24 protein-coding genes and 1 other RNA gene are annotated in these 25,733 nt (G+C 67.0%); 14 read left to right on the top strand and 11 right to left on the bottom strand.

What is annotated here, in order from left to right; translation table 11 throughout:
• The first annotated feature begins 178 nt into the window (after positions 1–178).
• From ACYP33_RS18170 to ACYP33_RS18155, 4 genes are all read left to right on the top strand, one after another.
• Positions 179–1,447, top strand: coding sequence for a molybdopterin molybdotransferase MoeA (locus tag ACYP33_RS18170; protein WP_459623118.1), 1,269 nt, complete (start codon positions 179–181; stop codon positions 1,445–1,447).
• Between the two features lie 31 nt (positions 1,448–1,478).
• Complete coding sequence (gene moaD, locus ACYP33_RS18165) at positions 1,479–1,736, top strand: molybdopterin converting factor subunit 1 (RefSeq protein ID WP_414445457.1); 258 nt, start codon at positions 1,479–1,481, stop codon at positions 1,734–1,736.
• A gap of 9 nt (positions 1,737–1,745) precedes the next feature.
• Positions 1,746–2,228 (top strand): molybdopterin synthase catalytic subunit MoaE, encoded by a 483-nt coding sequence (moaE, locus tag ACYP33_RS18160; RefSeq protein WP_414445456.1) that lies wholly within the window; start codon positions 1,746–1,748, stop codon positions 2,226–2,228.
• Between the two features lie 97 nt (positions 2,229–2,325).
• Positions 2,326–3,528 (top strand): J domain-containing protein, encoded by a 1,203-nt coding sequence (locus ACYP33_RS18155; protein ID WP_459623116.1) that lies wholly within the window; start codon positions 2,326–2,328, stop codon positions 3,526–3,528.
• Positions 3,529–3,570: 42 nt separating this feature from the next.
• On the opposite strand, the gene ACYP33_RS18150 is transcribed toward ACYP33_RS18155, so the two are convergent.
• Complete coding sequence (locus ACYP33_RS18150; RefSeq protein ID WP_459623115.1) at positions 3,571–4,140, bottom strand: group III truncated hemoglobin; 570 nt, start codon at positions 4,138–4,140, stop codon at positions 3,571–3,573.
• A gap of 176 nt (positions 4,141–4,316) precedes the next feature.
• Between ACYP33_RS18150 and ACYP33_RS18145 the strand changes: the two genes are divergently transcribed.
• Together ACYP33_RS18145 and clpB are read left to right on the top strand one after the other, a co-directional pair.
• Positions 4,317–4,790: an Rrf2 family transcriptional regulator gene (locus ACYP33_RS18145; RefSeq protein WP_414445453.1), complete on the top strand. Its 474-nt coding sequence runs from the start codon at positions 4,317–4,319 to the stop codon at positions 4,788–4,790.
• Positions 4,791–5,023: 233 nt separating this feature from the next.
• Positions 5,024–7,621, top strand: coding sequence for an ATP-dependent chaperone ClpB (gene clpB / locus ACYP33_RS18140; protein WP_459623113.1), 2,598 nt, complete (start codon positions 5,024–5,026; stop codon positions 7,619–7,621).
• Between the two features lie 97 nt (positions 7,622–7,718).
• Here the strand turns inward: clpB and ACYP33_RS18135 are convergent, their stop codons facing one another.
• From ACYP33_RS18135 to trxA, 10 genes are all read right to left on the bottom strand, one after another.
• Positions 7,719–8,147 (bottom strand): YidB family protein, encoded by a 429-nt coding sequence (locus ACYP33_RS18135; RefSeq protein WP_414445451.1) that lies wholly within the window; start codon positions 8,145–8,147, stop codon positions 7,719–7,721.
• 111 nt (positions 8,148–8,258) lie between these two features.
• Positions 8,259–8,852, bottom strand: a complete 594-nt coding sequence (locus ACYP33_RS18130; protein ID WP_459623111.1) for a ComEA family DNA-binding protein — start codon at positions 8,850–8,852, stop codon at positions 8,259–8,261.
• A 311-nt stretch (positions 8,853–9,163) separates the two neighbouring features.
• Positions 9,164–10,519, bottom strand: coding sequence for an MATE family efflux transporter (locus tag ACYP33_RS18125; protein ID WP_459623110.1), 1,356 nt, complete (start codon positions 10,517–10,519; stop codon positions 9,164–9,166).
• Positions 10,520–10,521: 2 nt separating this feature from the next.
• Positions 10,522–12,285, bottom strand: coding sequence for an ArnT family glycosyltransferase (locus ACYP33_RS18120; RefSeq protein WP_459623108.1), 1,764 nt, complete (start codon positions 12,283–12,285; stop codon positions 10,522–10,524).
• Between the two features lie 202 nt (positions 12,286–12,487).
• Positions 12,488–12,748 carry a type B 50S ribosomal protein L31 gene (locus tag ACYP33_RS18115; protein WP_414451782.1) on the bottom strand — a complete coding sequence of 87 codons (261 nt, stop codon included), beginning with the start codon at positions 12,746–12,748 and terminating at the stop codon, positions 12,488–12,490.
• 196 nt (positions 12,749–12,944) lie between these two features.
• The gene (locus ACYP33_RS18110; protein ID WP_459623105.1) at positions 12,945–13,787 is read right to left on the bottom strand and encodes a M90 family metallopeptidase; all 843 of its coding nucleotides are present in this window, start codon (positions 13,785–13,787) and stop codon (positions 12,945–12,947) included.
• A 38-nt stretch (positions 13,788–13,825) separates the two neighbouring features.
• On the bottom strand, positions 13,826–15,382 hold the full coding sequence (locus ACYP33_RS18105) for an MFS transporter (protein ID WP_414451783.1): 1,557 nt from the start codon (positions 15,380–15,382) through the stop codon (positions 13,826–13,828).
• Complete coding sequence (locus tag ACYP33_RS18100; RefSeq protein WP_414451784.1) at positions 15,379–15,882, bottom strand: MerR family transcriptional regulator; 504 nt, start codon at positions 15,880–15,882, stop codon at positions 15,379–15,381. Before ACYP33_RS18100 ends, ACYP33_RS18105 begins: the two co-directional genes overlap by 4 nt.
• Positions 15,883–16,046: 164 nt before the next feature.
• Entirely contained in the window at positions 16,047–17,309 is a 1,263-nt protein-coding gene (gene rho / locus ACYP33_RS18095; RefSeq protein WP_015875474.1) for a transcription termination factor Rho, read from the bottom strand.
• Positions 17,310–17,511: 202 nt separating this feature from the next.
• Positions 17,512–17,838 (bottom strand): thioredoxin TrxA, encoded by a 327-nt coding sequence (gene trxA / locus ACYP33_RS18090; RefSeq protein WP_414445443.1) that lies wholly within the window; start codon positions 17,836–17,838, stop codon positions 17,512–17,514.
• A gap of 478 nt (positions 17,839–18,316) precedes the next feature.
• On the opposite strand from trxA, the gene ffs reads away from it, so the two are divergent.
• The 8 genes from ffs to ACYP33_RS18050 all read left to right on the top strand — a co-directional run.
• Positions 18,317–18,415, top strand: an RNA gene (ffs, locus tag ACYP33_RS18085) — signal recognition particle sRNA small type.
• Positions 18,416–18,621: 206 nt separating this feature from the next.
• A complete protein-coding gene (locus ACYP33_RS18080; protein WP_459623104.1) occupies positions 18,622–21,264 on the top strand; it encodes a DNA polymerase III subunit gamma/tau in 2,643 nt (880 codons plus the stop codon).
• Positions 21,265–21,350: 86 nt separating this feature from the next.
• Complete coding sequence (locus ACYP33_RS18075) at positions 21,351–21,677, top strand: YbaB/EbfC family nucleoid-associated protein (protein ID WP_414445441.1); 327 nt, start codon at positions 21,351–21,353, stop codon at positions 21,675–21,677.
• A gap of 28 nt (positions 21,678–21,705) precedes the next feature.
• Complete coding sequence (gene recR, locus ACYP33_RS18070) at positions 21,706–22,302, top strand: recombination mediator RecR (RefSeq protein WP_414451786.1); 597 nt, start codon at positions 21,706–21,708, stop codon at positions 22,300–22,302.
• Between the two features lie 48 nt (positions 22,303–22,350).
• Entirely contained in the window at positions 22,351–23,556 is a 1,206-nt protein-coding gene (locus ACYP33_RS18065; RefSeq protein WP_459623102.1) for a CaiB/BaiF CoA transferase family protein, read from the top strand.
• A 74-nt stretch (positions 23,557–23,630) separates the two neighbouring features.
• On the top strand, positions 23,631–24,392 hold the full coding sequence (gene surE / locus ACYP33_RS18060; protein WP_459623100.1) for a 5'/3'-nucleotidase SurE: 762 nt from the start codon (positions 23,631–23,633) through the stop codon (positions 24,390–24,392).
• Positions 24,389–25,288: a protein-L-isoaspartate(D-aspartate) O-methyltransferase gene (locus tag ACYP33_RS18055; RefSeq protein ID WP_459623098.1), complete on the top strand. Its 900-nt coding sequence runs from the start codon at positions 24,389–24,391 to the stop codon at positions 25,286–25,288. Before surE ends, ACYP33_RS18055 begins: the two co-directional genes overlap by 4 nt.
• A gap of 5 nt (positions 25,289–25,293) precedes the next feature.
• Positions 25,294–25,733, top strand: a 440-nt coding sequence (locus tag ACYP33_RS18050; RefSeq protein ID WP_459623193.1) for a LysM peptidoglycan-binding domain-containing protein, incomplete at its 3' end; no start/stop codon positions are given.

The following is a 25,733-nucleotide window of genomic DNA, read 5'->3' as shown; positions in this document are numbered from 1 at the left end:
GACGGCTTCGGCTGCCCGGTTCGGCTCGCCGCCGTGCGCCACGGCCGCGACGGCTCCACGCCGTCGCGGCCGTTTTCTTTTGGGGCCGACGTCGTTCGCCGGACGTTGCGCGTTGAGCGCACAGCCGGCCGGCGCGCTCGCTACAATGTGGCTTCCGCTTTCCCCGACGATCACCGAGATGTCGAATCCCGCTCCCCAGGCTCCCCGCGCCCCGATGCTGTCGACTGCCGACGCGCTTGCCGCCTTGCTCGGCGCGGCCGTGCCGCTCACGGATGCCGAAACCGTGCCGACGCTCGATGCACTGGGCCGCGTGCTCGCGGCCGACGTGGTGTCGCCGCTCGACGTGCCGCCGATGGCGATCAGCGCGATGGACGGCTACGCCGTGCGTGTGGCCGACCTGACGCAGGGCGATCGCCGCCTGCCCGTCTCGCAGCGGATTCCGGCCGGCCATCCGGCCGCGCCGCTGGCGGCCGGCACCGCGGCGCGGATCTTCACGGGCGCGTCGGTGCCCCCCGGCGCCGATGCCGTCGTCATGCAGGAGCAGGCTGCGGCGGCCGGCGACGAGGTCGACATCCTCCACACGCCGAAGGCCGGCGAATGGATCACCGCGCAGGGTGCCGACATCCGGCGCGGGGCCGTGATCCTGCCGGCCGGCACGCGGCTCGGGCCGCAGGCGCTCGGGTTGGCCGCCTCGGTGGGCTGCGTGAGCCTCACGGTGCGGCGGCGCGTGAAGGTGGCGGTGTTCTTCACGGGTGACGAACTGACGATGCCGGGCGAGCCGCTCAAGCCCGGTGCGATCTACAACTCGAACCGTTTCACGCTGCGCGGCTTGCTGGCGCGCTTCGGCTGCGAGGTCAGCGATTTCGGCATCGTGCCCGATTCGCTCGATGCGACGCGCGCCACGCTGCGCGAGGCGGCGCGCGGCCACGACCTGATCGTGACGAGTGGGGGCGTGTCGGTGGGCGATGAGGATCACGTCAAGCCGGCTGTCGAGGCAGAAGGCCGGCTGTCGCTGTGGCAGATCGCGATGAAGCCGGGCAAGCCGCTCGCCTACGGCGCGGTGCGCCGCGAGGGCGGAAGCGCGAGCGATGGGGCGCCGGCGGGCGAGGCGCATTTCATCGGCCTGCCCGGCAACCCGGTGTCGAGCTTCGTCACGTTCCTGCTGTTTGTGCGGCCGTTCCTGCTGCGGTTGGCCGGTGCGACGCAGGTGGCGCCGCGTGCGCTGTCGCTGCGGGCCGATTTCACGCAGCGCAGCGGCGATCGTCGCAACGAATTCCTGCGCGCGCGCGTCAACGACGCCGGCGGCCTCGATCTGTACCCGAACCAGAGTTCGGCCGTGCTGACCTCGACCGTCTGGGCCGATGGCCTGATCGACAATCCGCCGAACCACGCAATCAGCGCGGGCGAGACGGTCCGTTTCATTCCCTTTTCCGAACTGCTCGGCTGACGGCCGGGCTGCGTGACAGATGAACATCGAAATGAACATCGAACTGAAATTCTTTGCCAGCGTGCGCGAGGCGCTCGGTGTCGCCAGCGAATCCGTGACGGTGCCGGACGGCATCGCGACCGTCGGCGACGTGCGCGGCTGGCTGCGCGCGCGCGGCGGTGTCTGGGCCGATACGCTGGCCGACGGCCGCGCGCTGCGCATGGCCTGCAACCATGTGATGACCGATGCCGGCACGCGCATCACCGACGGCTGCGAAGTCGCGTTTTTCCCGCCCGTGACGGGCGGCTGAGGAGGCGCGATGGCGACGGTACGCGTTCAGACCGAGGATTTCGACGTCAGCACTGAGCTGGCCGCGCTGCGCGCGCGCAACCCGAAGATCGGCGCGGTGGCCTGCTTCGTCGGCACCGTGCGCGATCTCAACGAAGGCGAAACGGTCGCCGCGATGGAGCTCGAGCACTATCCGGGCATGACCGAGAAGTCGCTGGAGGGGATCGCCGCCGAGGCGATCGCGCGCTGGCCCGGCATCGAGGTGGCGATCATCCATCGCGTGGGCCGGCTCGTGCCGCTCGACCAGATCGTGTTCGTGGCGACCGTCTCCGCGCATCGCGGCGAGGCGTTCGCGTCGTGCGAGTTCGTGATGGATTACCTGAAGACCCAGGCGCCGTTCTGGAAGAAGGAAAGCACGCCGGCCGGCGAACGCTGGGTCGATGCGCGCAGCAGCGACGATGCGGCGCTCGCGCGCTGGGGCCGTCGCGACGGCGAACCGCGCGACGCGGGTTGATGCGCGCGGCATCGCCCGCTGGCGGCTCGCGCCTCGACGGCGCGCCACGCGCCCGCTACCATCGCGGCTTTCCCGAATGCTCACGCCGTTTCCGCTCATGACCGACGCATCGTCCAGCGCCATCCTGCTGGTGCCCGCCACCGGCTCCGCCGGTTTGTCTGCCTCGCAACGCCAGTTCAACGCACTGACCCGCCAGGTCGCGGCGCGACGCGAGCGGCTGCGCGCGTGGGAAACGGTCTGGCCGGCGTTCCAGCAGCGCTACGTCGACGAATGGGTGCCGCTGGCCCGCGACGTGACGGCGCGCGAGACGGAGCTGGTGCGCCAGCTCGACGTGGCGTTCGACATGAAGGGGCTGACGCGTGCCGAGCGTGCGCTGGTGGCCGAATTGATCGTCCATTTCGTGCGGCCGCTGCTCGGCGGCGAGACGGATCGCGAATTGCGCGCGATCGTGGCGCGCCATCGCTTTCCGGGGCAGGCCGAGGGCGAGGCTCGTTCCGGCGGCTCGTCGCGGCGCGCGCGCTCGCGTTCGCGCGATCGGGCCGCATCGGCGCCGGATGCGGATGCGCCGGCCGCCGAGCCGGAAGCCGAATCGGAAGAAGCGATGATGGCGCGGATTCAGGCCGAACTCGACGAGCAGGAAGCACGTGCGAACGCCCACGCCGAGGCCCGGCAGGCGCGTCAGAGCGAGCGCTCGGAGCGTCAGCGCGCGGCCAGGCGCAAAGTCGAATCCGCTGATGAAGAGGCTGCCTCGGGTCAGGGCGGCGAACGGCCGCAGGCCGATGAGGACGAAGCGGCCGCTGCCGCCAGCGGCGTGCCGGACCTGCCGCCAGCCCAGGTCAGCCGCTCGCTGCGCGACCTTTATCGCCGCCTCGCCAGCGCGCTGCATCCCGACCGCGAGCCCGATCCGGTCGAGCGCGAGCGCAAGACCGCGCTGATGCAGCGCCTGAACCGCGCGTACGACAAGCAGGATCTGCTGCAACTGCTCGAACTCGAACGCGATCTGGGGCCGGCCGACGCCGAACGGCTGGCCGGTGCCGGTGACGATCTGTTGCAACATTACAACGGCATGCTGAAGGCGCAACTGGGCTCGCTCGATCGCGAACTGCATCGCGTCGAGAACGATTTCCGGCATGGCTACGGGATCGGGGCATCCACGGTGCTGTCGCCCGAGAATGCACTGCGCACGCTCGGCGACGATATCGCCGCGCTCCAACGGGCGCAGGCCGAACTGGCCGGCGATCTGCTGGCGTTCCGCGACATCGGTGCGCTCAAGGGCTGGCTGGACGGCTTCGTCGGCTAGGGCCGGCCCGCCATTTCAAACCTCGGGCTTGCGCTTTGCGCCTCAGGCATCCTCGTCCGCCGAACGGCCGATGATCCGGGCCGGAAACGGCTCGCCGCGTGGCCGTTCGGGCGGGGCGGGGTGCGCATCGTCGTCGTCGCGCACGCGTTTCGGCGAGATCGCATCGAGCAGCGCCTGCTGCTCGGCCGGAATCACGTAATCCCAGCCGAAGCGGCTCAATTGCAGGCTTTGTGCGATGCGCAGCGCCGGTTCCATGAAGCGCACGGCCGCGGCCGGCACATAGCGCGCATCGACCGTCTTGAGGAACAGCTTGAGCCAGCGGCTGAAATGCGCCGGTTCGAGGCCGTCGAGCGGCTGGTGCTTGGCCTGCACGTTGCCGCGATAGCCCTTGGTGCCGAGCACCAGGTTCGACCAGAATGCCTGCATTTTCGGCAGATGCTCGTCCCAGTGGCCGTCGAGTTTCGCGCCGAACACGGGGCCGAGCAGCGGGTCGGCACGCACCTGGTCGTAGAACGCGTCGACCAGCTCGCGGATGTTGTCGGCGGTCGGTTCGGTGGCGCGCGGGGCCGGCGCGGAGGCGGCGTTCGAGGCCGAATCGTGGGAGAGCGTCATCGTCGGGCTGGGAATGAGGCAGGTACGGGGGCGTGATTTTGTCGCACAATAGCCCTCGGCCATCCAAAAAAAGTGCTTCAAGGGCGCATATTATCCCGCGATTCCTGAGACGGTACGTTTGCCCATCGCAGCGTGCCGGATAGCCGGGCACTCCAACGACACGATCGATTTCGCTCATGAGACTGACCGACTACACGGATTATTCGCTGCGCGTGATGCTGTTTCTGGCGGTTCGCGGCGAAGGGCTGTCGACGATCCAGGAAATCTCGGATGCGTATGGGATTTCGAAAAATCACCTGATGAAAGTGGTGCAGCGGCTTGGCGAACTGGGCTGGGTGGAGACGGTGCGCGGCCGCAACGGCGGACTGCGCGCGAGCGCACGCTCGTCGGCGCTGACGGTGGGCGAGGTGGTGCGCGCGAGCGAGAACGATTTTGCGCTGGTGGGCTGCTTCGGCGGCGCGAACGACGGCGTCGAGCACCGCTCCTGCGTGATCGAGCCGCACTGCCGGCTCAAGGGCGTGCTGGTTGCCGCCCGCGACGCGTTTTTCGCCGAACTCGACCGCCACACGATCGGCGAACTGGCGCAACCGGCCTCGCCGCTCGCCGCGGCACTCGGGATCGGCATACCGGTCGTCGTCGAGTCGGCCTGAGGTTTGCGTCGGCGCGACGCATCGGCGCGCTTTTTGCCCGAACCCGCCTGGCGCCAGCTTGCCACCTGCCGACGCGCTGCGCCCATTGCAGGCATCGAGTTGGGCGCTCCGCCAATTAATTATCGGCGACATATCCATCGACTCGCGTCAAGGCACGTCTCTTGCTGTCGAGACGCTTGAAAGGCCGATATCCATCCTCATGTTGGTGCTATTCGAAAATTGGAGGTCTCTTCATGAGAATCGACAAGCTCACCACCAAGTTCCAGGAAGCCCTGGCCGACGCGCAGAGCCTCGCCGCGGGCCGTGACAATCAATACATCGAGCCGGCCCACGTGCTGGCCGCGCTGATCGCGCAGCAGGACGGCTCGGCGCGTTCGCTGATGTCGCGTGCCGGCGTGCACGTGCAGGCGCTGCAAGGCGCGCTGAGCGAATCGATCTCGCGCCTGCCGCAAGTCACGGGCACCGGCGGCGAGATCCAGATCGGCCGCGAGCTGGCCGGCCTGCTGAACCAGGCCGACAAGGAAGCGCAGAAGCTCAACGACAGTTTCATCGCCAGCGAAATGTTCCTGCTGGCCGTGGCCGACGACAAGGGTGACGCGGGCAAGCTCGCGCGCCAGCACGGCGTGACGCGCAAGGCCATCGAGGCGGCCATCGCGGCCGTGCGCGGCGGCTCGCAGGTGCATAGCGCCGATGCCGAAAGCCAGCGCGAGGCGCTCAAGAAATACACGGTCGACCTGACCGAGCGCGCCCGCTCGGGCAAGCTCGATCCGGTGATCGGCCGCGACGACGAAATCCGCCGCTCGATCCAGATCCTGCAACGCCGCACCAAGAACAACCCGGTGCTGATCGGCGAGCCGGGCGTGGGCAAGACAGCCATCGTCGAAGGGCTGGCGCAGCGCATCGTCAACGGCGAAGTGCCCGAGACGCTGAAGAACAAGCGCGTGCTGTCGCTCGACATGGCCGCGCTGCTGGCCGGCGCGAAATATCGCGGCGAATTCGAGGAGCGTTTGAAATCGGTGCTCAGCGACGTGGCCAAGGATGAAGGCCGCACCATCGTCTTCATCGACGAGATCCACACCATGGTGGGCGCGGGCAAGGCCGAGGGCGCGATGGACGCCGGCAATATGCTGAAGCCGGCGCTCTCGCGCGGCGAGCTGCATTGCATCGGCGCGACCACGCTCGACGAATACCGCAAGTACATCGAGAAGGACGCCGCGCTCGAACGTCGCTTCCAGAAGGTGATCGTCGACGAACCGAGCGTCGAGGCGACCATCGCGATCCTGCGCGGCCTGCAGGAAAAGTACGAGCTGCACCACGGCGTGGACATCACCGATCCGGCGATCGTCGCGGCGGCCGAGTTGTCGCACCGCTACATCACCGACCGTTTCCTGCCGGACAAGGCCATCGACCTGATCGACGAGGCCGCCTCGAAGATCAAGATGGAAATCGATTCGAAGCCCGAATCGATGGACAAGCTCGACCGCCGCCTGATCCAGTTGAAGATCGAGCGCGAGGCCGTCAAGAAGGAGCAGGACGAGGCGTCGCAGAAGCGCTTCCAGCTGATCGAGGAAGAAATCGAGCGGCTCGGCCGCGAATACGCCGACCTCGAGGAAATCTGGATGGCCGAGAAGGCCGCGGTGCAGGGCAGCGCGCATCTGAAGGAAGAGATCGACCGCGTGCGCGCCGATATCGCCAAGCTGCAGCGCGAAGGCAAGCTCGAGAAGGTGGCCGAGCTGCAATACGGCAAGCTGCCGCAACTCGAGGCGCAACTGAAGCAGGTCACGCAGGCCGAGGAGCGCGAGCAGCAGAACCCGACCAAGCCGCGCCTGCTGCGCACGCAGGTCGGCTCGGAGGAAATCGCGGAAGTGGTGTCGCGTTCCACCGGCATTCCGGTATCGCGCATGATGCAGGGCGAGCGCGAGAAGCTGCTTCATATCGAGGAAAAGCTGCATGAGCGCGTGATCGGCCAGGACGAGGCGATCAACGCCGTGTCCGATGCGATCCGCCGCTCGCGCGCCGGGCTGTCCGATCCGAACCGCCCGTATGGGTCGTTCCTGTTCCTCGGGCCGACGGGCGTCGGCAAGACCGAGCTGTGCAAGGCGCTGGCCGGCTTCCTGTTCGATTCGGAAGATCACCTGATCCGCATCGACATGAGCGAGTTCATGGAGAAGCACAGCGTCGCGCGGCTGATCGGCGCGCCGCCGGGTTATGTCGGCTACGAGGAAGGCGGCTATCTGACCGAAGCCGTGCGCCGCAAGCCGTACAGCGTGATCCTGCTCGACGAGATCGAGAAGGCGCACCCGGACGTGTTCAACGTGCTGCTGCAGGTGCTCGACGACGGCCGCATGACCGACGGGCAGGGCCGCACGGTGGATTTCAAGAACACGGTGATCGTGATGACCTCGAACCTTGGTTCGCAGGTGATCCAGTCGATGGCAGGCTCGCCGCAGGAGGCGGTCAAGGACGCAGTGTGGGAAGAGGTGAAGCTGCACTTCCGCCCCGAGTTCCTGAACCGGATCGACGACGTGGTGGTGTTCCATGCGCTCGACCGCAGCAACATCCAGTCGATCGCGAAGATCCAGCTCGAACGTCTGCGCGAGCGGCTCGCCAAGCTCGACATGCAGCTCGACGTGTCGGATGCGGCGCTCGACCAGATCGGCAAGGTCGGCTATGACCCGCTGTTCGGCGCGCGTCCGCTCAAGCGCGCGATTCAGCAGGAGATCGAGAATCCGGTCGCCAAGCTGATCCTCGGGGGCCGCTTCGGGCCGAAGGACGTGATTCCGGTCGACGTGCAGGACGGCACGTTCGTGTTCGATCGCGTCGTGCACTGAGCCGGCTGCAACGGCATGAAAAAAACCCCGCCTCGGCGGGGTTTTTTGATGGGCGCGGCCGTTGCCGTCTCTGAGCGTGGGCCGGCGGCGGCCGGGCTCAGGCCGTCTTGCCGCCGCCGAACAGGCCGGCCAGTTGCGAGAGGGCGCCGAGCACGTTCGAACTGTCGACCTGGCCGTCCGCCGGCACTTCGCCGTTCGGCGTGGCGTGGTTGACCACGTGCGGCAGCACCTGGGCGAGCAGGCCCGAGGCGGCCGACGGATCGATGCCGACCTTGTTGGCCAGCGCCGTGACCGTGTCCGAGCCGAGCACGTTCTGCAGCGTGTCGGGCGAGATCGGCTGGTTTTCGCCGTTGCCGACCCACGAGCCGATCACTTCGCCGGCGCCGCCCTGGCGAAACTTTTCGATCAGGCCGTTCAGGCCGCCGGGCTGGTTGTTGATGAATTCGAGCGCGGTTGCGAGCAGCGCGTTCTGGTTGCCGCCGTTCTGGCCGCCGAGCATGCCGCCTACGATATCGAACAGACCCATGATGTCCTCTCAGATGTTGCGTGTTTCCGGTTTCACGAACCGGCGTCGCGGTGGTCGGGCGACGCCGGATTGAACTTGCGGCCCGCCGCGTCGTGCGCGGCCGGCCGTCGATCAGGCGCCTGACGCGGCCGATGCGCCCTGACTCTTCTTCGCCTTGCGCGATTTCTTGGCCTTCGGCTCCGACGCGCCGGTCGGGGCCGATGCGCCGGTTGCCGCGGCGGCGCTGGCGGCGGCTGCCGCCTTGTCTTTCTTCTTCGAGGCGCGCGTGGCCTTGGCCGGCTTGCCGTTGTCGGCCGGCGTGGTGGCGGCCGGTGCGGGCGACGGGGTGGGAGTGGCGGCCGTCGGGGCCGGCGCCGGTGCGCCGGTGCTGGTGCCGGCCTGCGTCTTGGTGGCGCGCTCCGGTGCGGGCGTGGCCTTCGCGCCGGTCGGCGGCGCGGACGAGCCGCCGATCGTCAACCCGGCTGTTTCCAGGTTCGCGACCGATTTCTGCCCCAAGCCCTTGACGCGGCTTGCCAGATCGTCGGCGCTCTTGAACGGCCCGTTCTTGGCCCGTTCGTCGATGATCGCCTTCGACTTCACCGGGCCGAGGCCCTTGACCGATTCGAGCGTGGCCTGATCGGCCGTGTTGACCTCGACGGCGGCCGCGATCGCGGTGCTCAGTGACAACGACAACGCGACGAACAGCATCAGCAGCTTCTTCAGCATGACAAGGACTCCCCAGTTGAGCGGTGCAACCGCTGTTGGAACGGACAGACGATGGTGCGATGCAAAACGGCCGGGTGATGCGATCAAGCATAGGACACGCGCGCGCTTTTCGGAGCCGGCGCGCGCAGTGTTGCGCATTGCAGCGGGGGCTGTAAAGGGGGCGGGTGCCGGTCGTCTCGGTTTTGACGAAGTTTGACGTGGGCCGGAGATGGGCGGGAATGCGGTGGGACGGCAGGTTCGGGGAGGCGGCAGGCCGCTGGTGCGGTGTCGCGGAGCGCTCGTCGCGAAGGCTCTTGGCGCGGGCGGCTCCGTCAGCTTTCGCCGCGCAGCCGCTGCCGGCTGATGTGATTCAGATAGGTCAGAAGCGCCGCGCCCGCGATCAGCAGGCTCGCGAAGTTCGCGCTCCAGAAGCCGCGCGCGCCCGTCAGCGGTGCGGGCACCCAGCCGCCGATATCGAAGCCGAGCAGGTAGCCACCGCCCACGCCCACGCCCCACAGCGCCACGGCATAGATGACGGTCGGTACCACGGCCACCTTGTAGGCGCGCAGCACGAAGGCGGTGGTGACCTGGATCGCGTCGACGCAGTGGTAGAACGCCACGATCGTGACCAGCGGCAGCGCGGCGGCCATCACGTCCGGGTTCGGCGTATAGCCGTCGATGATCGCGTGGCGCAGCAGCAGCACCACGCACGCATAGCCGATCGCCGTCATGCCGGCGAACATCACGCCGCGCCGCGCGAGCAGCCGTGCCTCGTCCGGCCGGCCCGCGCCGAGCGCGCGCGCCACCAGCGTGGAGGCGGCGATGCCGATCGACAGCGGCGTCATGTAGAGCACCGCGCCGAGGTTGCCGGCGATCTGATGGCCCGCCAGCACCGTGGTGCCGAAATGCGAGATGAACAACGCCATGAACGTGTACGAGGTCACTTCGATCAGGTACGACAGCCCCATCGGCAGCCCGAGCTTGAGCAGCGCCTTCTGGCGAGCCCAGGTCGGCGTGCAGAAACGCGCGAAGATGCCGAGCGGCGCGAACACGTCCAGGCGTGCCACCAGCGTGAACGCGATCAGCGCCAGCCCCCAGTTGATCAGCGTGCTGGCCAGCCCGCAGCCGGGGCCGCCGAGCGCCGGCACGCCGAGGCCGCCGAAGATGAACCAGATATTGAGCGGGATCTTCAGCGCGAGCGCGCCGATCTGCAGGATCATCGCGAGCCGCGGCTTGCCGGCCGCATTGGTGAGCGCGTTGTAGATCCGGAACATCAGGCTGGCCGGCAGCCCGAACGCGAGGATGCGCAGGTAATCGACGGTGCGGTCGTGCAGTGCGCTCGGCGTGTGTGCGAGGCGCAGCAACAGTTCGGGGGAATGCAGCAGCAGGAAGCCGGGCACGGCGAGCATCACGGCCAGCCACATCGCCTGGCGCACTTCCTCGCCGATTTCGTGGAAGCGCCGCGCGCCGAACAACTGCCCGGCGATCGGCTGCAGCGCCGACAGGATTCCGGTCAGGCCGATATAGATCGACACGTAGATCGACGAACCGAGGCCCAGTGCGGCCAGGTCGACGGCCGAATAGCGTCCGACCATCGCGGTGTCGATCACGCCGAACGCGATGATCGCAAGCTGGCCGATCAGCACCGGCCAGGCGAGGCCGGCGATCCGGCGGATGTCGGCCAGCATGGTCAATCGCGCGGCACGCGGGCGCCACGCGTGTAGCGGCGGCGGACCGGCGTCTGGGGCCGCTCGATGCGCTCGTAGAGGCGGAAGCGCTCGTCGCGGTCGGCCGCGCGGCGGCCTTCCCAGACCAGGCGCCAGACGTATTGCGATATCGAGCTCGGCTCGCCGTAATCGGCCGGGTCCTGGCGCAGGATCACGTCGCAGTCGTCCGTGAACGAGAAATGCATGTCGCCGAAGTAGGCGAAGGTGGCGATCTGCGCATCACCGAGCCGCACCGGCGAAATGCACTCGTAGTCGGCCGGCAGGTGCGCGGCGATCTGCACGGCCACGTCGCGGTAGGTCCGGCTGTAGTTGACGAACGGCAGCCATAGCGTCATCAGCAGCACCCACATCAGCGTGGTACCCGCGCCCGACAGCACCACGCTGCGCCACAGCACTTTCGGCTGACGCGAGATGCGCCAGCGCACCAGCGCGAACCAGCACAGCGTGGCGATCAGCGCACAGGCGAACGCCAGCACGTTGAAGCGCGATTCGTAGCCCGGCACGAGGCGGCCGAGGTTGCGCGCGAGCGGATGCGGGAAGCCCGTCAACGACGCGAGCCAGACCAGCCACACGAAGCTGCCGAGGATCGTGAAACTGAGCACCGCGAACCAGTCGAACGCGTTGATCGCGCCGCGCTTGAGCGTGGGCAGCGCGAACGTGGCCAGCACCGCGAGCGGCGGCAGCAGCAGCATGTAGACGCGGTTGGTTTCCTGGCTTTGCAGGATCACGAGCGCCACCAGCGGCACCGCCACGGCGACCGGAATCGCGATGTGCGGGCGGCGGCGCCAGCCCTTCCAGCTGACCCAGGCCCAGATCGCGAGCGGCCAGGCCGGCCAGGTGAAGAGCGGCAGGTTCTTGGCGGCGTACTTGAGCACCGTGGTGGGCGGCCCCGAGAAGCGCATCAGGCTGCCGTGCAGCCATTGGTCGAAGAACCATGACGCGTCGTCCGGGTAGAACGACAGCGCGGCGAGCGGCCACAGCGCGAATAGCACGGCGGCAATCGGCAGCCCGACCAGCGCGAGATGGCGATGGCGCACCTCGGGCGTGATGGCGATCAGCACCACGGTGCCGACCAGCAGCGCGACGGTCAGCACCGGGTTGCCGGACAGCAGCAGCAGGCCCACCGCCACGCCCCACCACGCGGCGCCATGCAGCGGCTTGTCGGTCAGGCGCACGAGCCCGTACACGAACATCGCGATCCAGGCGAACTGGGCGAGCTGCGGGGTGGTTTCGTGGCCGCGCTCGGCCAGCCCGAAGCAGGCGAGCAGCACCAGCAGCGCGCCGTCGGCCAGCGTGCGGCCGTAGTCGCGCGGCTCGGGCTCGCCGCCGAACGCATATTTGAACGGCTGGACCTCGGCGCGGCGGCCGAGCAGGTAGGCGGTGTACCAGACGAACGCGCTGGCGACGCAGAACAGGATGCCGGTGGCGATCCGCGAGGCGTTGCTCGCCGAGATCCACGGGCCGAACGTCTGGATGCCGAGTGCGCCGAGCCAGTAGCCGAGCGGGCCGTCCGACGTGACGAACTTGCCGACCAGGTTCGGCAGCAGCCAGTCGTGCGCCGAGCCGCCCGCCATCGTCCACATCACGCCGAAGCCGGCTGCATCCTCGTTCTTCCACGGGTCGCGCGCGAACAGGCCGAATCCCGCGTAGACGATGCAGAGCGTGAGCAGCAGCCAGCGCGGCAGCGCGCGCGTGGCAGAGGCGGTGAGACGAACGACGGGCTTCATGCAGTGAATGACTTGTTATGAGTGGGCGCCGGGCGGCGTCGCGAGGTGTCGCCGTTTTCGGGCATCCGGCATTGTAGACGTTGCGGGCAGCCGGTGCCTCAACGCGCGCCGCCGCCGCAGACGAAAAAAGGGCAGCCTGGGGCTGCCCTTTTCGTGGCGTGCCGAGCCGGCAAACTGCCGGCCCGTGTCGCGCGCGACTGGCTTACGAAGCCTTGCCGCTGGCGCGGACGCCGAACTTGTTGCGGAACTTCTCGACACGGCCTGCCGTGTCCATGATCTTTTGCTGGCCGGTGTAGAACGAGTGCGATTCCGACGACACTTCGATCTTGGCGAGCGGGTAGGTCTTGCCGTCGAGTTCGATGGTTTCGCGCGTCTGGATGGTCGAGCGCGTCACGAACTTGAAGCCGTTCGACATGTCTTGGAAGACCACATCGCGGTAATTCGGGTGAATGCCAGGTTTCATGATGTTTCCTGTAATGGAGCGGTAGCCAACCCGCCGCGCCGTCCTGTGAACCGGAACCGATGCCTGACGAGCCACTTGCCTAGGGTCGAAAAACGGCGATTATGCCAGAAAATCAGGCGGTTGGCGATTATTTGCAACGTCTGTCGCGGCGGCGCGAAGCCGTGCCGGGCGGGCCTGCGGCGGCCGTTTCCGGCCTTCAAACGGCCGGCAGGCCATCGAGTGCGCCGGTGCCGGCCGGGTCCTGCCGGTAATAGTGCGCGAGCAGCCGGTACAGCTCGGGAAATTCGGCCTCGAAGCCGGTCGGACGCACGAACAGCGCCTCGCTGCAGACGGCGAAGAACTCCGACGGATGATCGGCCGCATAGGGGTCGATCAGCGAATTGCGCTCGAAGCGTGCCCAGGCGCGCTCGGGCACGGCGTCGACGCGATCGCAGAAGCGGTCGTACGCGTGATCGAACACGTTCTCCCAGCGCGCCGCATCCAGATGCGGCGCATGCAGGCGGCGAAAGAGGGGCGGATGGCCATCGGTTTCGCCGCCGAGCATGTCGATCTTGTGAGCAAACTCGTGGATCACGACGTTATAGGCGTCGCTGCCGTCCGACATCTGCACGTCTTCCCACGACAGGATCACCGGGCCGCCTTGCCAGGCTTCGCCGCTCGCGTCGTGTTCGACTTCGTGCACCACGCCGTCCTCGTCCTCCACCGTCTTGCGGATCACGAACTCGCCCGGATACACCACCACGCCGACCCAGCCGCGATACAGGTCGAGGCCCAGGTTGAGCACCGGCAGGCAGGCCTGCACGGCGATGCCGACCGTCATCGCATCGGTCAGTTCGAGCCCGTGCGCCGTGGAGAACGATTTCTCGGCGAGAAAGCCGCTCGTCATGTCGCGCAGCCGCGCGCGATCCGCGTCCGACAGCGTCGACAGGAACGGCAGGCGGGCGAGCGTGTCCGCCCACAGCGTGTCGGGAATCGGAAAGCTGCGCAGCGCGCGGTCGCGGCGGCGCGTGTCGAGCCACCGGGAAAGTCGGGAGAGCATCGGGTGCCAAGGGCGTGACGAAACACGCGCACGTTAGCTCAATCGATGGCTTTTTGCCAGGCGGCGATCACGCCGCCGCACAACGCTACCCCGGCCACGAACAGGAAGCCGTCGAGCGAGGTCAGGAACGCGGCCTGGCGCGCGATGGTCTGGCCGATGGTGGCCAGCGCGAGCGCATGCGCCTCGTTGGCCGCGTAGCCCGCGCCGGCGAAGCCGTGCGTCAGCGTATCGAGCGTTTGCACGAACATCGGATTGAACGGGTTGGCCTGCTCGAACAGGCGCTCGCGGTGCAGTGCGTCGCGATGCTGTTCGACGATGATCACCGAGGCCGTGGCGAACGACAGCGTCAGTTGCTTGAAGATGTTCTTCAGGCGATAGCTGTGCGTGTAGTCGTCGATCGAGAACACGCGGAACGTCAGGTTCGCCACCGGCAGCACGATGAACAGCAGCAACAGGCCGCGGATCAGCAGCGGCACGATCAGTTGCGCCTCGCCGACGGCCGGCGTCATGCGCGACATCGCGAACGCGGTGCCGGCCGCCAGCGCGAAGCCCGGCACGATCACCCATTTCTTGTGCGACACGTATTTCGCGTAACGCAGGTAGACGAACAGCGCGCTGGCCGCGATCAGCGAGGTGATGCCGGTCAGGCGCCCGGCGTTCTCGACCGGGTAGCCGAGCCCGGCCTCGAGAAAACGTGAGGTCAGATAGCTGAACGACGTGGTGATGTAGTAATAGAACACGTACAGCAGCAGGCCGATCTGGAACGTGCGCTGGCGAAATGCCGACATCCGCACCAGCGGCGACGGATGGTTCCATTGCTGGCGCGCGAACCAGGCCAGCGAGACGAAGCCGGCCGCCGTCAGCAGGATCAGGAACGGCGACGACAAAAACAGTTGATAGCGCACTTGCTGCATGACGATCTGCAATGCGGCCTGCGCAAACGCGAAGATCACGTAAGGCCAGATATGCGTATTGGTGCGCTCCTCGGGCGGCGCGTAACCGGAATCGGGCAGCGCGCCGAACGCGAGGGCGCCGAACCCCAGCGCCAGCGGCACCGTGCAGGCGAACAGCGCGCGCCACGTGAAATGCGCGACCAGTTCGCCGCCGACGATCGGCGCGAGCGAGGTGCCGAGCAGCAGCAGGATCAGGAACGCGCGCGTGGCCCGCGGCCGCTGCTGCGGCGTGTAGCTGATCTGGATCAGGATGCGGCAGGCACCCATGATCGGGCCGATGAAATAGCCTTGCAGGCCGCGCGCGAAGGCGAGTTGAAGCGAGGTATCGGCCAGCGTCGCGGCCACCGCGCCGGCCGCGTAGAACAGCATGCAGCCGCTGACGTAGCGGCGATGGCCGACGCGGTCGATCCACCATTGCTGCTGCAGGATGCCGAGCACCGCCGCCATCGCATAGCTGCTCGACGACCACACCAGCTCGTCGGGCGACGCGTTGATGCCGCCCGCGATATAGCTCGCGAAAAACGAAAAGATTGCGTTGTCGAAGTAATCGAGGCCGGTGACGAGCGCGATGACCCATGGGAACAGGTCGCCGCGCAAGGTGGCGAGGCTCCAGAACGCGGGGCGCGCGCCGGTGCCATTCATGGGCGGGCCTTGCGGGGGCGGCCGAGTTTCGCGGCGGCTTGGCGCTTGACGATCAGGTCGTCGGGATCGTCGCCGGCGAGGCGGCGTTCGACGTAGTCGAGGTCGTGCCGCAGTTCGGCGCGAACGGCCTCGACTTCGCGCAGCTCGCGGCGGGCCGCCGTGATGCGCTCGTCGAGCTGCGCGATCTGCCCGGCGAGGTCGGCGTGGATGTCGCGCAGCGAATGGTCCGAGTAGCGGCGGCGCCCGTTGTCGCCGGCCGGCTCCAGCGGGCGCTTGAGCATTTCCGTGATGCCGTGCAGCGAGAAGCCGATCGCGCGTAACCGCAGGATGCGTGCGAAGCGGTCGAGATCGGCTTCGTCGTAAAGCCGGTAACGGCCTTCGCTGCGGCTCGGGGTGACCAGCCCGCGTTCTTCGTAATACTTAAGCGTGCGCGGCGTGACGCCAAGCCGCTCGGCGGCGTCGCGCACGGTCAACAGCGTGGAATCGGCGGGGCGGGGCATACGTGCGAGTCGAAGTGATGGAATCGCCCGGATTGTAGATCAACCTGTACGTTCACGTATAGGTTGGGGTGGGCAATGGATTACTGCCCGAATCGGGGGAATCGTTTGAAACAGGCGTAAAAAAACCGCCTCGAAAGGCGGTTTTTCTTGCCGGCGCGTGCTGGTCAGCCGCCGCGGCGCATCAGATCGAAGAACTCGGAATTGCTCTTGGTCTGACGGATCTTGTCGAGCAGGAATTCCATCGCTTCGACTTCGTCCATGTCGTGGATGAACTTGCGCAGCACCCAGATCTTCTGAAGGATGTCGGCCTTGATCAGCATTTCCTCGCGGCGCGTGCCTGACTTGTTCAGGTTGATCGACGGGTAGACGCGCTTTTCCGCGAGACGGCGTTCGAGGTGCACTTCCATGTTGCCGGTGCCCTTGAACTCTTCGTAGATCACGTCGTCCATGCGGCTGCCGGTTTCAATCAGCGCCGTGCCGATGATGGTCAGCGAACCGCCTTCCTCGATGTTGCGGGCCGCGCCGAAGAAGCGCTTCGGGCGTTGCAGCGCGTTGGCGTCGACACCGCCCGTCAGCACCTTGCCCGAAGCCGGGATCACGGTGTTGTAGGCGCGGGCGAGACGCGTGATCGAGTCGAGCAGAATCACCACGTCGTGCTTCATTTCGACGAGGCGCTTGGCCTTCTCGATCACCATTTCGGCGACCTGCACGTGACGCGTGGCCGGTTCGTCGAACGTCGAGGCAATCACTTCGCCCGCCACCGAACGCTGCATTTCCGTCACTTCTTCCGGGCGCTCGTCGATCAGCAGCACGAACAGAATCACATCCGGGTGGTTCTGCTTGATCGCGTGCGCGATGTGCTGGAGCATGACCGTCTTGCCCGACTTCGGCGAGGCGACCAGCAGGCCGCGCTGGCCCTTGCCGATCGGCGCGATCATGTCGATGATGCGGCCCGTGACGTTTTCCTCGCCGCGCATTTCGCGCTCGAGCGACAGCGGCTTGTTCGGGTGCAGCGGCGTGAGGTTCTCGAACATGATCTTATGTTTCGAGGCCTCGGGCGGCTGCCCGTTGACCTTGTCGACCTTGACCAGTGCGAAATAGCGCTCGCCATCTTTCGGCGTACGCACTTCCCCTTCGATCGTGTCGCCAGTGTGCAGATTGAAGCGGCGGATCTGCGACGGGCTGATATAGATGTCGTCCGTGCTCGCGAGGTACGACATTTCGGGCGAGCGCAGGAAGCCGAAGCCGTCCGGCAGGACTTCGAGCGTGCCGTCACCGAAGATCGTCTCGCCCGTCTTGGCGCGCTTTTTGAGAATGGCGAACATCAACTCCTGCTTGCGCAGGCGGTTCGCGTTTTCGATCTCCAGGCCATTGGCCATTTCGATCAATTCGGAGACGTGCAGAGACTTGAGCTCGGATAAATGCATACGGAGAACCCGCCAGGGAGGAGAAGATGCAGAGAAAGAATATAGGGAGGGGGGCGAGCGGAAACGCTCTGAGACTTTTGCGTCGGATGGCGACGTCGATTCAAATTCTACCACACGCCGATTCGGGCTTGCCTTGCCGTTCGGCGCTTACACAAAGCGCCTGTTGCCGGTTGGCAACAGGCGCTTTGGAGAATACGGCTTTTTACAGGTGGCTGTCGAGGAATGCCGTCAGTTGCGACTTGGACAGCGCGCCAACCTTTTGAGCGGCGAGCACGCCATTCTTGAACAGGATCAGCGTCGGGATGCCTCGCACGCCGAACTTGGCGGGCGTTGCAGTGTTGTCGTCGACGTTGATCTTCGCGACATTCAGCTTGTCGCCATATTCCTTCGAGACATCGTCGAGAATCGGGGCAATCATCTTGCACGGGCCGCACCATTCGGCCCAGAAATCGAGCAGGACGGGCTTGTCGGATTTGATGACGTCTTGTTCGAACGACGCGTCGCTGATGTGTTTGATCAATTCGCTCATTGGGTCGATACCTCATTTGTTTCGGGGGGCTGCCTGCGGGCGCCGGTCGGGTGCGCCGGCCGCCGGTTCAGGCAGCTCCGCCCCGCGAAAATGGTGGCGTGAAGCGCTGCAAACCGTGGGCTCGCGGGTCACTCGGGCGTCATATTAGCCTAAATTGCTATCTGCCGTTGGCGGCGATAGTATCCGCTTCGCGAGTAGGGCTGTAGGGCACTACGGGCGACGTAACCGATGTGGGTATGGCGCGGCGGAATGCAAGGGCAGTGGGGCGGTGGGAATCTTTCCGGATGAAATAAGAACGGGCAGCACATTTAAACGATGCCGCCTTTGGGTCGAGGGCGTTCATCGATTGCGATATTCCGGAGAAGGGTGCTTATATATTGCGCACAGGAGCGCCAATTCGATGTCCCGCCTCGCCCGAAGTGCGATGTTGCCGATAAATCGGTCGCGTTCGAATCGAACCGGTGCTAGAATACGCCGTGACGGGCCTCCTCGCATGGTGGGCCGGTGAACCTGGTCAGGTCGGGAACGAAGCAGCCACAACCGTTTTCCGCCAGTGCCGAGGGTCAGGCTCGTCACCCCTCCCTCTAGTTGTTCTGCTGTATCCCTCTGTCGCACTCGCGGCGCCTCGATATTTGCTGTTCCCCCCTTGTTGATCGCTGAGCAGCGTCATGCGGTTCGGCACGATTGCGTCGTGTGCCGCCGCCGATCCTTGTGCGCGCAAATCTCGCCGGCATCGGTGGCTTGGCTGTCGGCGGCGCGATATGTTGCTGATACAATTTCGTGATGACCTATCAAGTTCTCGCCCGCAAGTGGCGTCCGAAGGATTTCGCTTCGCTCGTCGGCCAGGAGCACGTCGTCAGGGCGCTTACGCACGCGCTCGATGGCGGGCGTTTGCATCACGCCTACCTGTTTACGGGCACTCGCGGCGTCGGCAAGACGACGTTGTCCCGGATCTTCGCCAAGGCGCTCAATTGCGAGACCGGCGTGACCTCGCAGCCGTGCGGCGTCTGTCGCGCCTGCCGCGAAATCGACGAAGGGCGTTTCGTCGATTACGTTGAAATGGACGCGGCCAGCAATCGCGGTGTCGATGAAATGGCCGCGCTGCTGGAGCGCGCCGTGTACGCGCCCGTCGATGCGCGCTTCAAGGTCTACATGATCGACGAAGTGCACATGCTGACGAACCACGCGTTCAACGCGATGCTCAAGACGCTCGAGGAACCGCCGTCGCACGTCAAGTTCATCCTCGCCACCACCGATCCCCAGAAGATTCCCGTGACCGTGTTGTCGCGCTGCCTGCAGTTCAATCTGAAGCAGATGCCGGCGGGGCATATCGTCACGCACCTGGAGCGGATTCTCGGCGAGGAGCACGTGGCGTTCGAGCAGCAGGCGCTGCGGCTGCTCGCGCGCGCGGCGCAGGGCAGCATGCGTGATGCGCTGTCGCTGACCGATCAGGCGATCGCCTATTCGGCCAACGAGGTGACCGAAGCCGCCGTGTCCGGCATGCTCGGCGCGCTCGACCAGACCTACATGGTGCGTTTGCTCGACGCCATTGCCGCGGCCGACGGCCCGGAAATCCTCACGATCGCCGATGAAATGGCGCTGCGCAGCCTGTCGTTCTCGACGGCGCTGCAGGATCTGGCCGGCCTGTTGCATCGGATCGCCTGGGCGCAGTTCGCGCCGGCTTCGGTGCTCAATGAATGGCCCGAAGCGTCGGATCTGCGCCGCTTCGCCGAGTTGCTCGGCCCCGAGCAGGTTCAGCTCTATTACCAGATCGCGACGGTGGGTCGTGGCGAAATGGGGCTGGCGCCCGACGAATACGCGGGCTTCACGATGACGCTGTTGCGCATGCTGGCTTTCGCGCCGTCCGGTCCGGGCGGTGGCGGGGGCGTGCCGGGCGCGGCACCCGCCGCAAAGGTGGGCGCGAGCCGCGCGGCAGCGCCGGCGGTGACCGCTGCGGCTGGCGCCGCGCCGGCCGCCCGCGCGATGCCGGCCCTCGCGCCGAAGCCCGCGGTGGTTCCGGTTGCGGTGCCGAAGCCGGTGGAGCCCCCGGCCGCGTTGCCGGTTGCTGCTGCGCATGGTGCCGCGGTGGTTGATCCTGCAGTGGCCGAGTCGACCAAGCCCGTTGCGGTGGTTGAGCCCGCTGCGATCGAGTTGGCCAAGCCTTTGGCGGTGGTTGATCCTGCAGTGGCCGAGCCGACCAAGCCTGCTGCGGTGGTTGATCCTGCAGTGGCCGAGCCAGCCAAGCCTGCGGCGGTGGCTGTCGATCCGGTCGCCACCGAAGCCGCTGCGACGTCGAAGCCGGAACTCGCACCGTGGTTGGATGAAGCCGATGTCGCTGCCGAGCCGGTTGTCGTAGCCGCTCCAGCCGCAGTGCCGGCTGCCGCTCCCGAAATTGAGGCTCCCGCCGCGATAGCCGATGGGCTGCCCGCCGAGATTGCACCGCCTCAAGCCGATCCCGCGCCTGCCGCCGCAGAACGGGCGGTTGTGCCGAGCGCGCCGTCGCCGGAACCGGCCGCCGAGCCGCAACCGGCACGCACACCAACCGTCACTCCCGAGCCGATCGCCGCCATCGCCAGCGAACCGGCCGCGCGCCCCGCGCCCGCTCGCGCCGGTGGCGCCGCCGCCGCGCTCGACGTGCTGCGCAGCCGCGGCATGCGCGTGTCGTCCGATCGCGACCGCGCGGCCACGGCGGCACCGAAAGCTGCGGCCGCCGCGCCGAAGCCCGCCGCGCCGCGCGTCAACGTACCGACGCCGCGCCCGCGTGCCGAACAGCCGGTTCACGCCAGCTCGGCCGATCCGTCCGCGCCGCCGTCGTGGGACGACATGCCTCCCGACGATTACATGCCGATGTCGATGTCGGCCGACGAGCACTACGGCCCGCCGCCCGACGACGGCTATTTCCCCGTATTCGACAGCGGTCCCGATGACGTGCGCGTGGCACCGCCGCAGCCGGCCCCGGCGCCGGTCGATGCCCGCCCGCTGCCGCCCGCGATCTCGCTCGACGCGGTCGGCTACGACGGTGAATGGCCGCAACTGGCCGCCAGCCTGCCGCTCAAGGGCGTTGCCTACCAACTTGCCTTCAATAGCGAATTGACGGCGGTCGACGGCGGCGTGCTGAAGTTGTCGGTGCCAGTCCCGCAATACGCCGATGCCGCGCAGGTCGCGAAGCTCAAGACCGCATTGGCCGAAGCGCTCGGCAAGGCGGTCGACGTCGCGGTCGACGTCGGTCCGGCGCGCCGCACGGCCGCAGCGCTCGACTCCCGCGAGCGCGCGGCGCGTCAGCGCGACGCCGAGCAGGACATCGGCGCCGATCCGTTCGTCCAGCAACTGATCCGCGATTTCGGCGCGCGGATCGTCGAGGGTTCGGTCCGCCCGGTGGCGGCCGACCACGCCGGTTCGGCCGGCGGCGCGCCGACGCTGCATTGAGCGCGGCCCCCAACCGTCCCATTCCCTAATCCCGGAACCGGCGCTAAGATCGCGCCGGTCTCACACGAATACCAAGGAGCACGTCCATGATGAAAGGCCAACTCGCCGGGCTGATGAAGCAAGCCCAGCAAATGCAGGACAACATGAAGAAGATGCAGGAGCAGCTCGCCCTCATCGAAGTCGAAGGTCAGTCTGGCGCCGGGCTCGTCAAGGTCACGATGACCTGCAAGAACGAAGTGCGCCGCGTGACGATCGACCCGAGCCTGCTCGCGGACGACAAGGACATGCTCGAAGACCTGGTGGCCGCGGCGTTCAACGATGCCGTGCGCAAGGCCGAAGCCACATCGCAGGAAAAGATGAGCGGCATGACATCGGGCCTGCCGCTGCCGCCGGGCTTCAAGCTGCCGTTCTAAGGCAGTTCCTTTCGCATATCGGTATCGCATGAAACAGCCGTCCGCCCTGTCCGCCCTCGTCGAAGCACTGCGCGTGCTGCCCGGCGTCGGGCCGAAATCCGCACAACGGATGGCCTACCACCTGATGCAGCACGATCGGGATGGCGCCGAGCGGCTCGGGCGATCGCTGCTGTTCGCGACCGAGCACCTGCAGCACTGCGAGAAGTGCAACACCTTCACCGAGGCGCGCATCTGCGAAGTCTGCAGTGATACCGAGCGCGATCCGAGCCTGCTGTGCGTCGTCGAGACGCCGGCCGACCAGATCATGCTCGAGCAGACACTGACCTACCGCGGCCTCTATTTCGTGCTGATGGGACGGCTGAGCCCGCTCGACGGCATCGGCCCCAAGGAAATCCACTTCGACCGGCTCGTGAAGCGCGCGTCGGACGGCGTCGTCAAGGAGGTCGTGCTCGCGACCAACTTCACGAACGAGGGCGAGGCCACCGCCCATTACCTGGGGCAAACCTTGAAAGCGCGCGGCCTGTCCGTCACGCGGCTCGCGCGCGGCGTGCCGGTGGGCGGCGAACTCGAATATGTCGATGCGGGCACCATCGCCCGCGCGATGCTCGACCGCCGCACCCTGTAACGCGGCACCGGCCATTCGGCCGTACGCCGTTCCGGAGAATCCACACAGATGAGCGCAACGCCAGGCCCGCTCGCGGGCGTCAAGGTGCTTGAATTCGGCACGCTGATCGCGGGGCCGTTCGCGGCCCGCCTGTTCGCCGAGTTCGGCGCGGAAGTGATCAAGATCGAGGATCCGAACGGCGGCGATCCGCTGCGCAAATGGCGCAAGCTCTACCCGGAAGCGGGCGGTACGTCGCTCTGGTGGGCGGTGCAGGCGCGCAACAAGAAATCGGTCACGCTCAATCTCAAGACGGACGAAGGCCGGCGCATCGCGCAGCAGCTCGCGGCCGAGGCCGATATTGTCGTCGAGAATTTCCGCCCGGGGCTGCTCGAAAAGCTCGGCCTCGGCTACGACGTGCTGTCGGCGAACAACCCGGGCCTCGTGATGGTGCGGCTGTCCGGTTATGGGCAGACCGGCCCGTATCGCGACCGTCCCGGCTTCGGTGCGATCGCCGAATCGATGGGCGGCCTGCGCCATATCACCGGCTATCCCGAGCTGCCGCCGCCGCGCATCGGCATTTCGATCGGCGATTCGATCGCCGCGCTGCACGGCGTGATCGGCGCGATGATGGCGCTGCATCACCGCAACATGAACGGCGGCAAGGGGCAGGTGGTAGACGTCGCGCTCTACGAAGCCGTGTTCAACATGATGGAAAGCGTGGTGCCCGAGTACGGCGTCTACGGCATGGTGCGCGAGCGCACCGGCGCGTCGCTGCCGGGCATCGTGCCGTCGAATACCTATGCCTGCGCCGACGGCAGCATCGTGATCGGCGGCAACAGCGATCCGATCTTCAAGCGCCTGATGAAGGCGATCGAGCGCGCCGATCTGGCCGACGATCCGGCGCTCGCGCACAACGATGGCCGGGTGCCGCGCACGCAGGAGATCGACGATGCGATCGCCGCCTGGCTCGCGCCGCGCACCATCGACGCCGCGCTCGAGGTGCTCAATGCGGCCGACGTGCCGGCCGGGCGCATTTACAGCGCAGCCGACATGTTCGTCGATCCGCAGTTCGTCGCGCGCCAGATGATCCAGCGTTTCCGTTTGCCGGACGGACAGGAGATTGCGCTGCCGTCGATCACGCCGAAGCTGTCGGACACGCCGGGCGACACGCGCTGGCTCGGGCCGGCGCTCGGCGAGCACACCGACGCGGTGCTCGCCGAACTCGGCTACGACGCTCCGGCGATCGCTGCGCTGCGCGAAAAACGTGTGATCTAGCGCCGCGCGGCGATGCGCCGGCAGGTGGCCGGACTGTCGTTCGCACGCCATGTTTCCTCGGTTACAATCGCCGGATGCGAATCCTACTCAGCAACGACGACGGTTATCTGGCGCCCGGCCTGGCCGCGCTCTACGAAGCGCTGCGTCCGTTCGCCGATGTGACCGTGATGGCGCCCGAGCAGAATTGCAGCGGGGCGTCGAACTCCCTGACGCTGTCGCGGCCGCTGTCGCTGCATCGCTCGGCCACCACCGGATTTCATTACGTGAACGGCACGCCGACCGACTCGGTCCACCTCGCGCTGACGGGGATGTTCGAGGGCCGGCCCGACCTCGTCGTGTCGGGCATCAACAACGGTCAGAACATGGGCGACGACACGCTCTATTCGGGCACCGTCGCCGCCGCCACCGAAGGCATCATGTTCGGCATCCCGGCCATCGCGTTCTCGCTGGTCGACAAGGATTGGGTTGAACTGGAATCGGCCGCGCGCGTGGCCGCCGACATCGTCCGGCATTTCATCGAAACGCCGATGCCGGGCCAGCCTTTTCTGAACGTCAATATCCCGAATTTACCGTACGAGCAGCTCAAGGGCTGGCAGGTCACGCGGCTCGGCAAGCGTCACCCGTCGCAACCGGTGATCCGCCAGAACAACCCGCGCGGCGAGGCGATCTACTGGATCGGCGCCACGGGTGCCGCGCTCGACGCGAGCGAGGGCACCGATTTCCACGCGACGGCGAACGGCCATGTGTCGATTACGCCGTTGCAGCTCGACCTTACCGATACGCAGAAACTGGCTGCGACGCGCGATTGGGCGCGCTCGCGGAGCGACGTCGCATGAGCGGCGAGCGCGCCAAGCGGTTTCCGCTTGCGCTCGAGGATCTGAAGCGGGCGCCGCGCAAGGCGGCCGCCCGCACGAACGAGCGATCCCATCCGGCCTCGCCCGCACGGCCGACGCTCGGCGCGTCGGTGGCCGGGTCGCCGGCGCGGCCGGCCGGCCTGACGCGCGCGGCGCTGCAGGGCAACACTGCCTCGGCGGCGGTTGCGAAGGGCGCCGCTCATGCGGGAAAACCCGCCGTGACCGGTGCGCTGGCGCTGACCTCGGAACGGGTTCGCGAGCGCATGGTCGAACGACTGCGCGCGAACGGCATCACCGATACGCGCGTGCTGGCCGCGATGGCCGCCGTGCCGCGCCATCTGTTCGTCGATCCCGGCCTGGCCGCGCAGGCATACGAAGATGCGGCATTGCCGATCGGCCATCAGCAAACGATTTCGAAGCCGTCCGTGGTCTCGCGCATGATCGAGCTGGCGCTCGCGGGCCGTTCGCCCGAGCGCGTGCTCGAGATCGGCACCGGCTGCGGTTATCAGGCTGCGGTATTGAGTCATCTCGCGCGCGACGTCTATTCGATCGAGCGCGTGAAACCTTTGTTCGAACGCGCGAAACGCAATCTCCGGCCATTGCGCGTGCCGAACATCCGGCTGCATTACGGCGACGGCCGCCTCGGCTTGCCCGCGGCCGCGCCGTTCGATGCGATCGTGATCGCGGCGGCCGGCTTGGATATACCGCAAGCGCTGCTCGAGCAACTGACCGTGGGCGGCCGGCTGGTCGCGCCGGTCGGCGCGCAGAGCGGCGATTCGCAAGTGCTGACGCTCGTCGAACGCGTCGGGCCGACGCAATGGCGAGAGTCGCGACTTGATCGCGTTTTCTTTGTCCCTTTAAAATCCGGAGTGATTTGACACTGATGATTACGTTGCGCGCGATGCAAAACAAACAATCGACTATTCCGCTGACATCCGGCCAGCGAATCGGCCAGCGCGCCATCTGTGCAGCCGCACTCCTGCTCGTTGCCGCCTGCGCATCGCGCATGGACCCGGCGCCGGTGGTGGATCGCTCCGGCGCACTCGGCACGTCGCCGTCGGCGCCGTTGGCCGCCACGCAGCCGGCCGTGCCGCTCGGCCCGCCGCCGCCCGGCTATTACCGCGTGAAACCGGGCGATACGCTGTATCGGATCGCCCTGGAAAACGGCCAGAATTACCGCGACATCGCCTCGTGGAACAACCTGTCGAACCCGAATCAGATCGAAGTCGATCAACTGCTGCGCGTTGCGCCGCCGAACGGCGCCGTCGCGGGCGCGATGCCGCCGCCGGGTGCTTCGAACGCCCCGGTGCCGCCGCTGTCGAG

Source organism: Burkholderia sp. 3C, assembly GCF_054589155.1.
The sequence above is the reverse complement of the archived record's forward strand: the minus strand, read 5'-3'. Positions and strand labels throughout refer to the sequence as shown.

What these genes read in the sequence shown, in the direction of transcription:
- ACYP33_RS18115 (WP_414451782.1), bottom strand. Translation starts at nt 12,748, where the DNA reads ATGAAACCTGGCATTCACCCGAATTACCGCGATGTGGTCTTCCAAGAC.
- ACYP33_RS18065 (WP_459623102.1), top strand. Translation starts at nt 22,351, where the DNA reads ATGAGCGCAACGCCAGGCCCGCTCGCGGGCGTCAAGGTGCTTGAATTC.
- ACYP33_RS18130 (WP_459623111.1), bottom strand. Translation starts at nt 8,852, where the DNA reads ATGCTGAAGAAGCTGCTGATGCTGTTCGTCGCGTTGTCGTTGTCACTG.
- trxA (WP_414445443.1), bottom strand. Translation starts at nt 17,838, where the DNA reads ATGAGCGAATTGATCAAACACATCAGCGACGCGTCGTTCGAACAAGAC.
- recR (WP_414451786.1), top strand. Translation starts at nt 21,706, where the DNA reads ATGAAACAGCCGTCCGCCCTGTCCGCCCTCGTCGAAGCACTGCGCGTG.
- surE (WP_459623100.1), top strand. Translation starts at nt 23,631, where the DNA reads ATGCGAATCCTACTCAGCAACGACGACGGTTATCTGGCGCCCGGCCTG.
- ACYP33_RS18055 (WP_459623098.1), top strand. Translation starts at nt 24,389, where the DNA reads ATGAGCGGCGAGCGCGCCAAGCGGTTTCCGCTTGCGCTCGAGGATCTG.
- ACYP33_RS18075 (WP_414445441.1), top strand. Translation starts at nt 21,351, where the DNA reads ATGATGAAAGGCCAACTCGCCGGGCTGATGAAGCAAGCCCAGCAAATG.
- ACYP33_RS18135 (WP_414445451.1), bottom strand. Translation starts at nt 8,147, where the DNA reads ATGGGTCTGTTCGATATCGTAGGCGGCATGCTCGGCGGCCAGAACGGC.
- ACYP33_RS18155 (WP_459623116.1), top strand. Translation starts at nt 2,326, where the DNA reads ATGACCGACGCATCGTCCAGCGCCATCCTGCTGGTGCCCGCCACCGGC.
- ACYP33_RS18150 (WP_459623115.1), bottom strand. Translation starts at nt 4,140, where the DNA reads ATGACGCTCTCCCACGATTCGGCCTCGAACGCCGCCTCCGCGCCGGCC.
- moaD (WP_414445457.1), top strand. Translation starts at nt 1,479, where the DNA reads ATGAACATCGAACTGAAATTCTTTGCCAGCGTGCGCGAGGCGCTCGGT.
- ACYP33_RS18100 (WP_414451784.1), bottom strand. Translation starts at nt 15,882, where the DNA reads ATGCCCCGCCCCGCCGATTCCACGCTGTTGACCGTGCGCGACGCCGCC.
- moaE (WP_414445456.1), top strand. Translation starts at nt 1,746, where the DNA reads ATGGCGACGGTACGCGTTCAGACCGAGGATTTCGACGTCAGCACTGAG.
- ACYP33_RS18145 (WP_414445453.1), top strand. Translation starts at nt 4,317, where the DNA reads ATGAGACTGACCGACTACACGGATTATTCGCTGCGCGTGATGCTGTTT.
- ACYP33_RS18120 (WP_459623108.1), bottom strand. Translation starts at nt 12,285, where the DNA reads ATGAAGCCCGTCGTTCGTCTCACCGCCTCTGCCACGCGCGCGCTGCCG.
- ACYP33_RS18080 (WP_459623104.1), top strand. Translation starts at nt 18,622, where the DNA reads ATGACCTATCAAGTTCTCGCCCGCAAGTGGCGTCCGAAGGATTTCGCT.
- ACYP33_RS18110 (WP_459623105.1), bottom strand. Translation starts at nt 13,787, where the DNA reads ATGCTCTCCCGACTTTCCCGGTGGCTCGACACGCGCCGCCGCGACCGC.
- ACYP33_RS18125 (WP_459623110.1), bottom strand. Translation starts at nt 10,519, where the DNA reads ATGCTGGCCGACATCCGCCGGATCGCCGGCCTCGCCTGGCCGGTGCTG.
- ACYP33_RS18105 (WP_414451783.1), bottom strand. Translation starts at nt 15,382, where the DNA reads ATGAATGGCACCGGCGCGCGCCCCGCGTTCTGGAGCCTCGCCACCTTG.
- rho (WP_015875474.1), bottom strand. Translation starts at nt 17,309, where the DNA reads ATGCATTTATCCGAGCTCAAGTCTCTGCACGTCTCCGAATTGATCGAA.
- ACYP33_RS18170 (WP_459623118.1), top strand. Translation starts at nt 179, where the DNA reads ATGTCGAATCCCGCTCCCCAGGCTCCCCGCGCCCCGATGCTGTCGACT.
- clpB (WP_459623113.1), top strand. Translation starts at nt 5,024, where the DNA reads ATGAGAATCGACAAGCTCACCACCAAGTTCCAGGAAGCCCTGGCCGAC.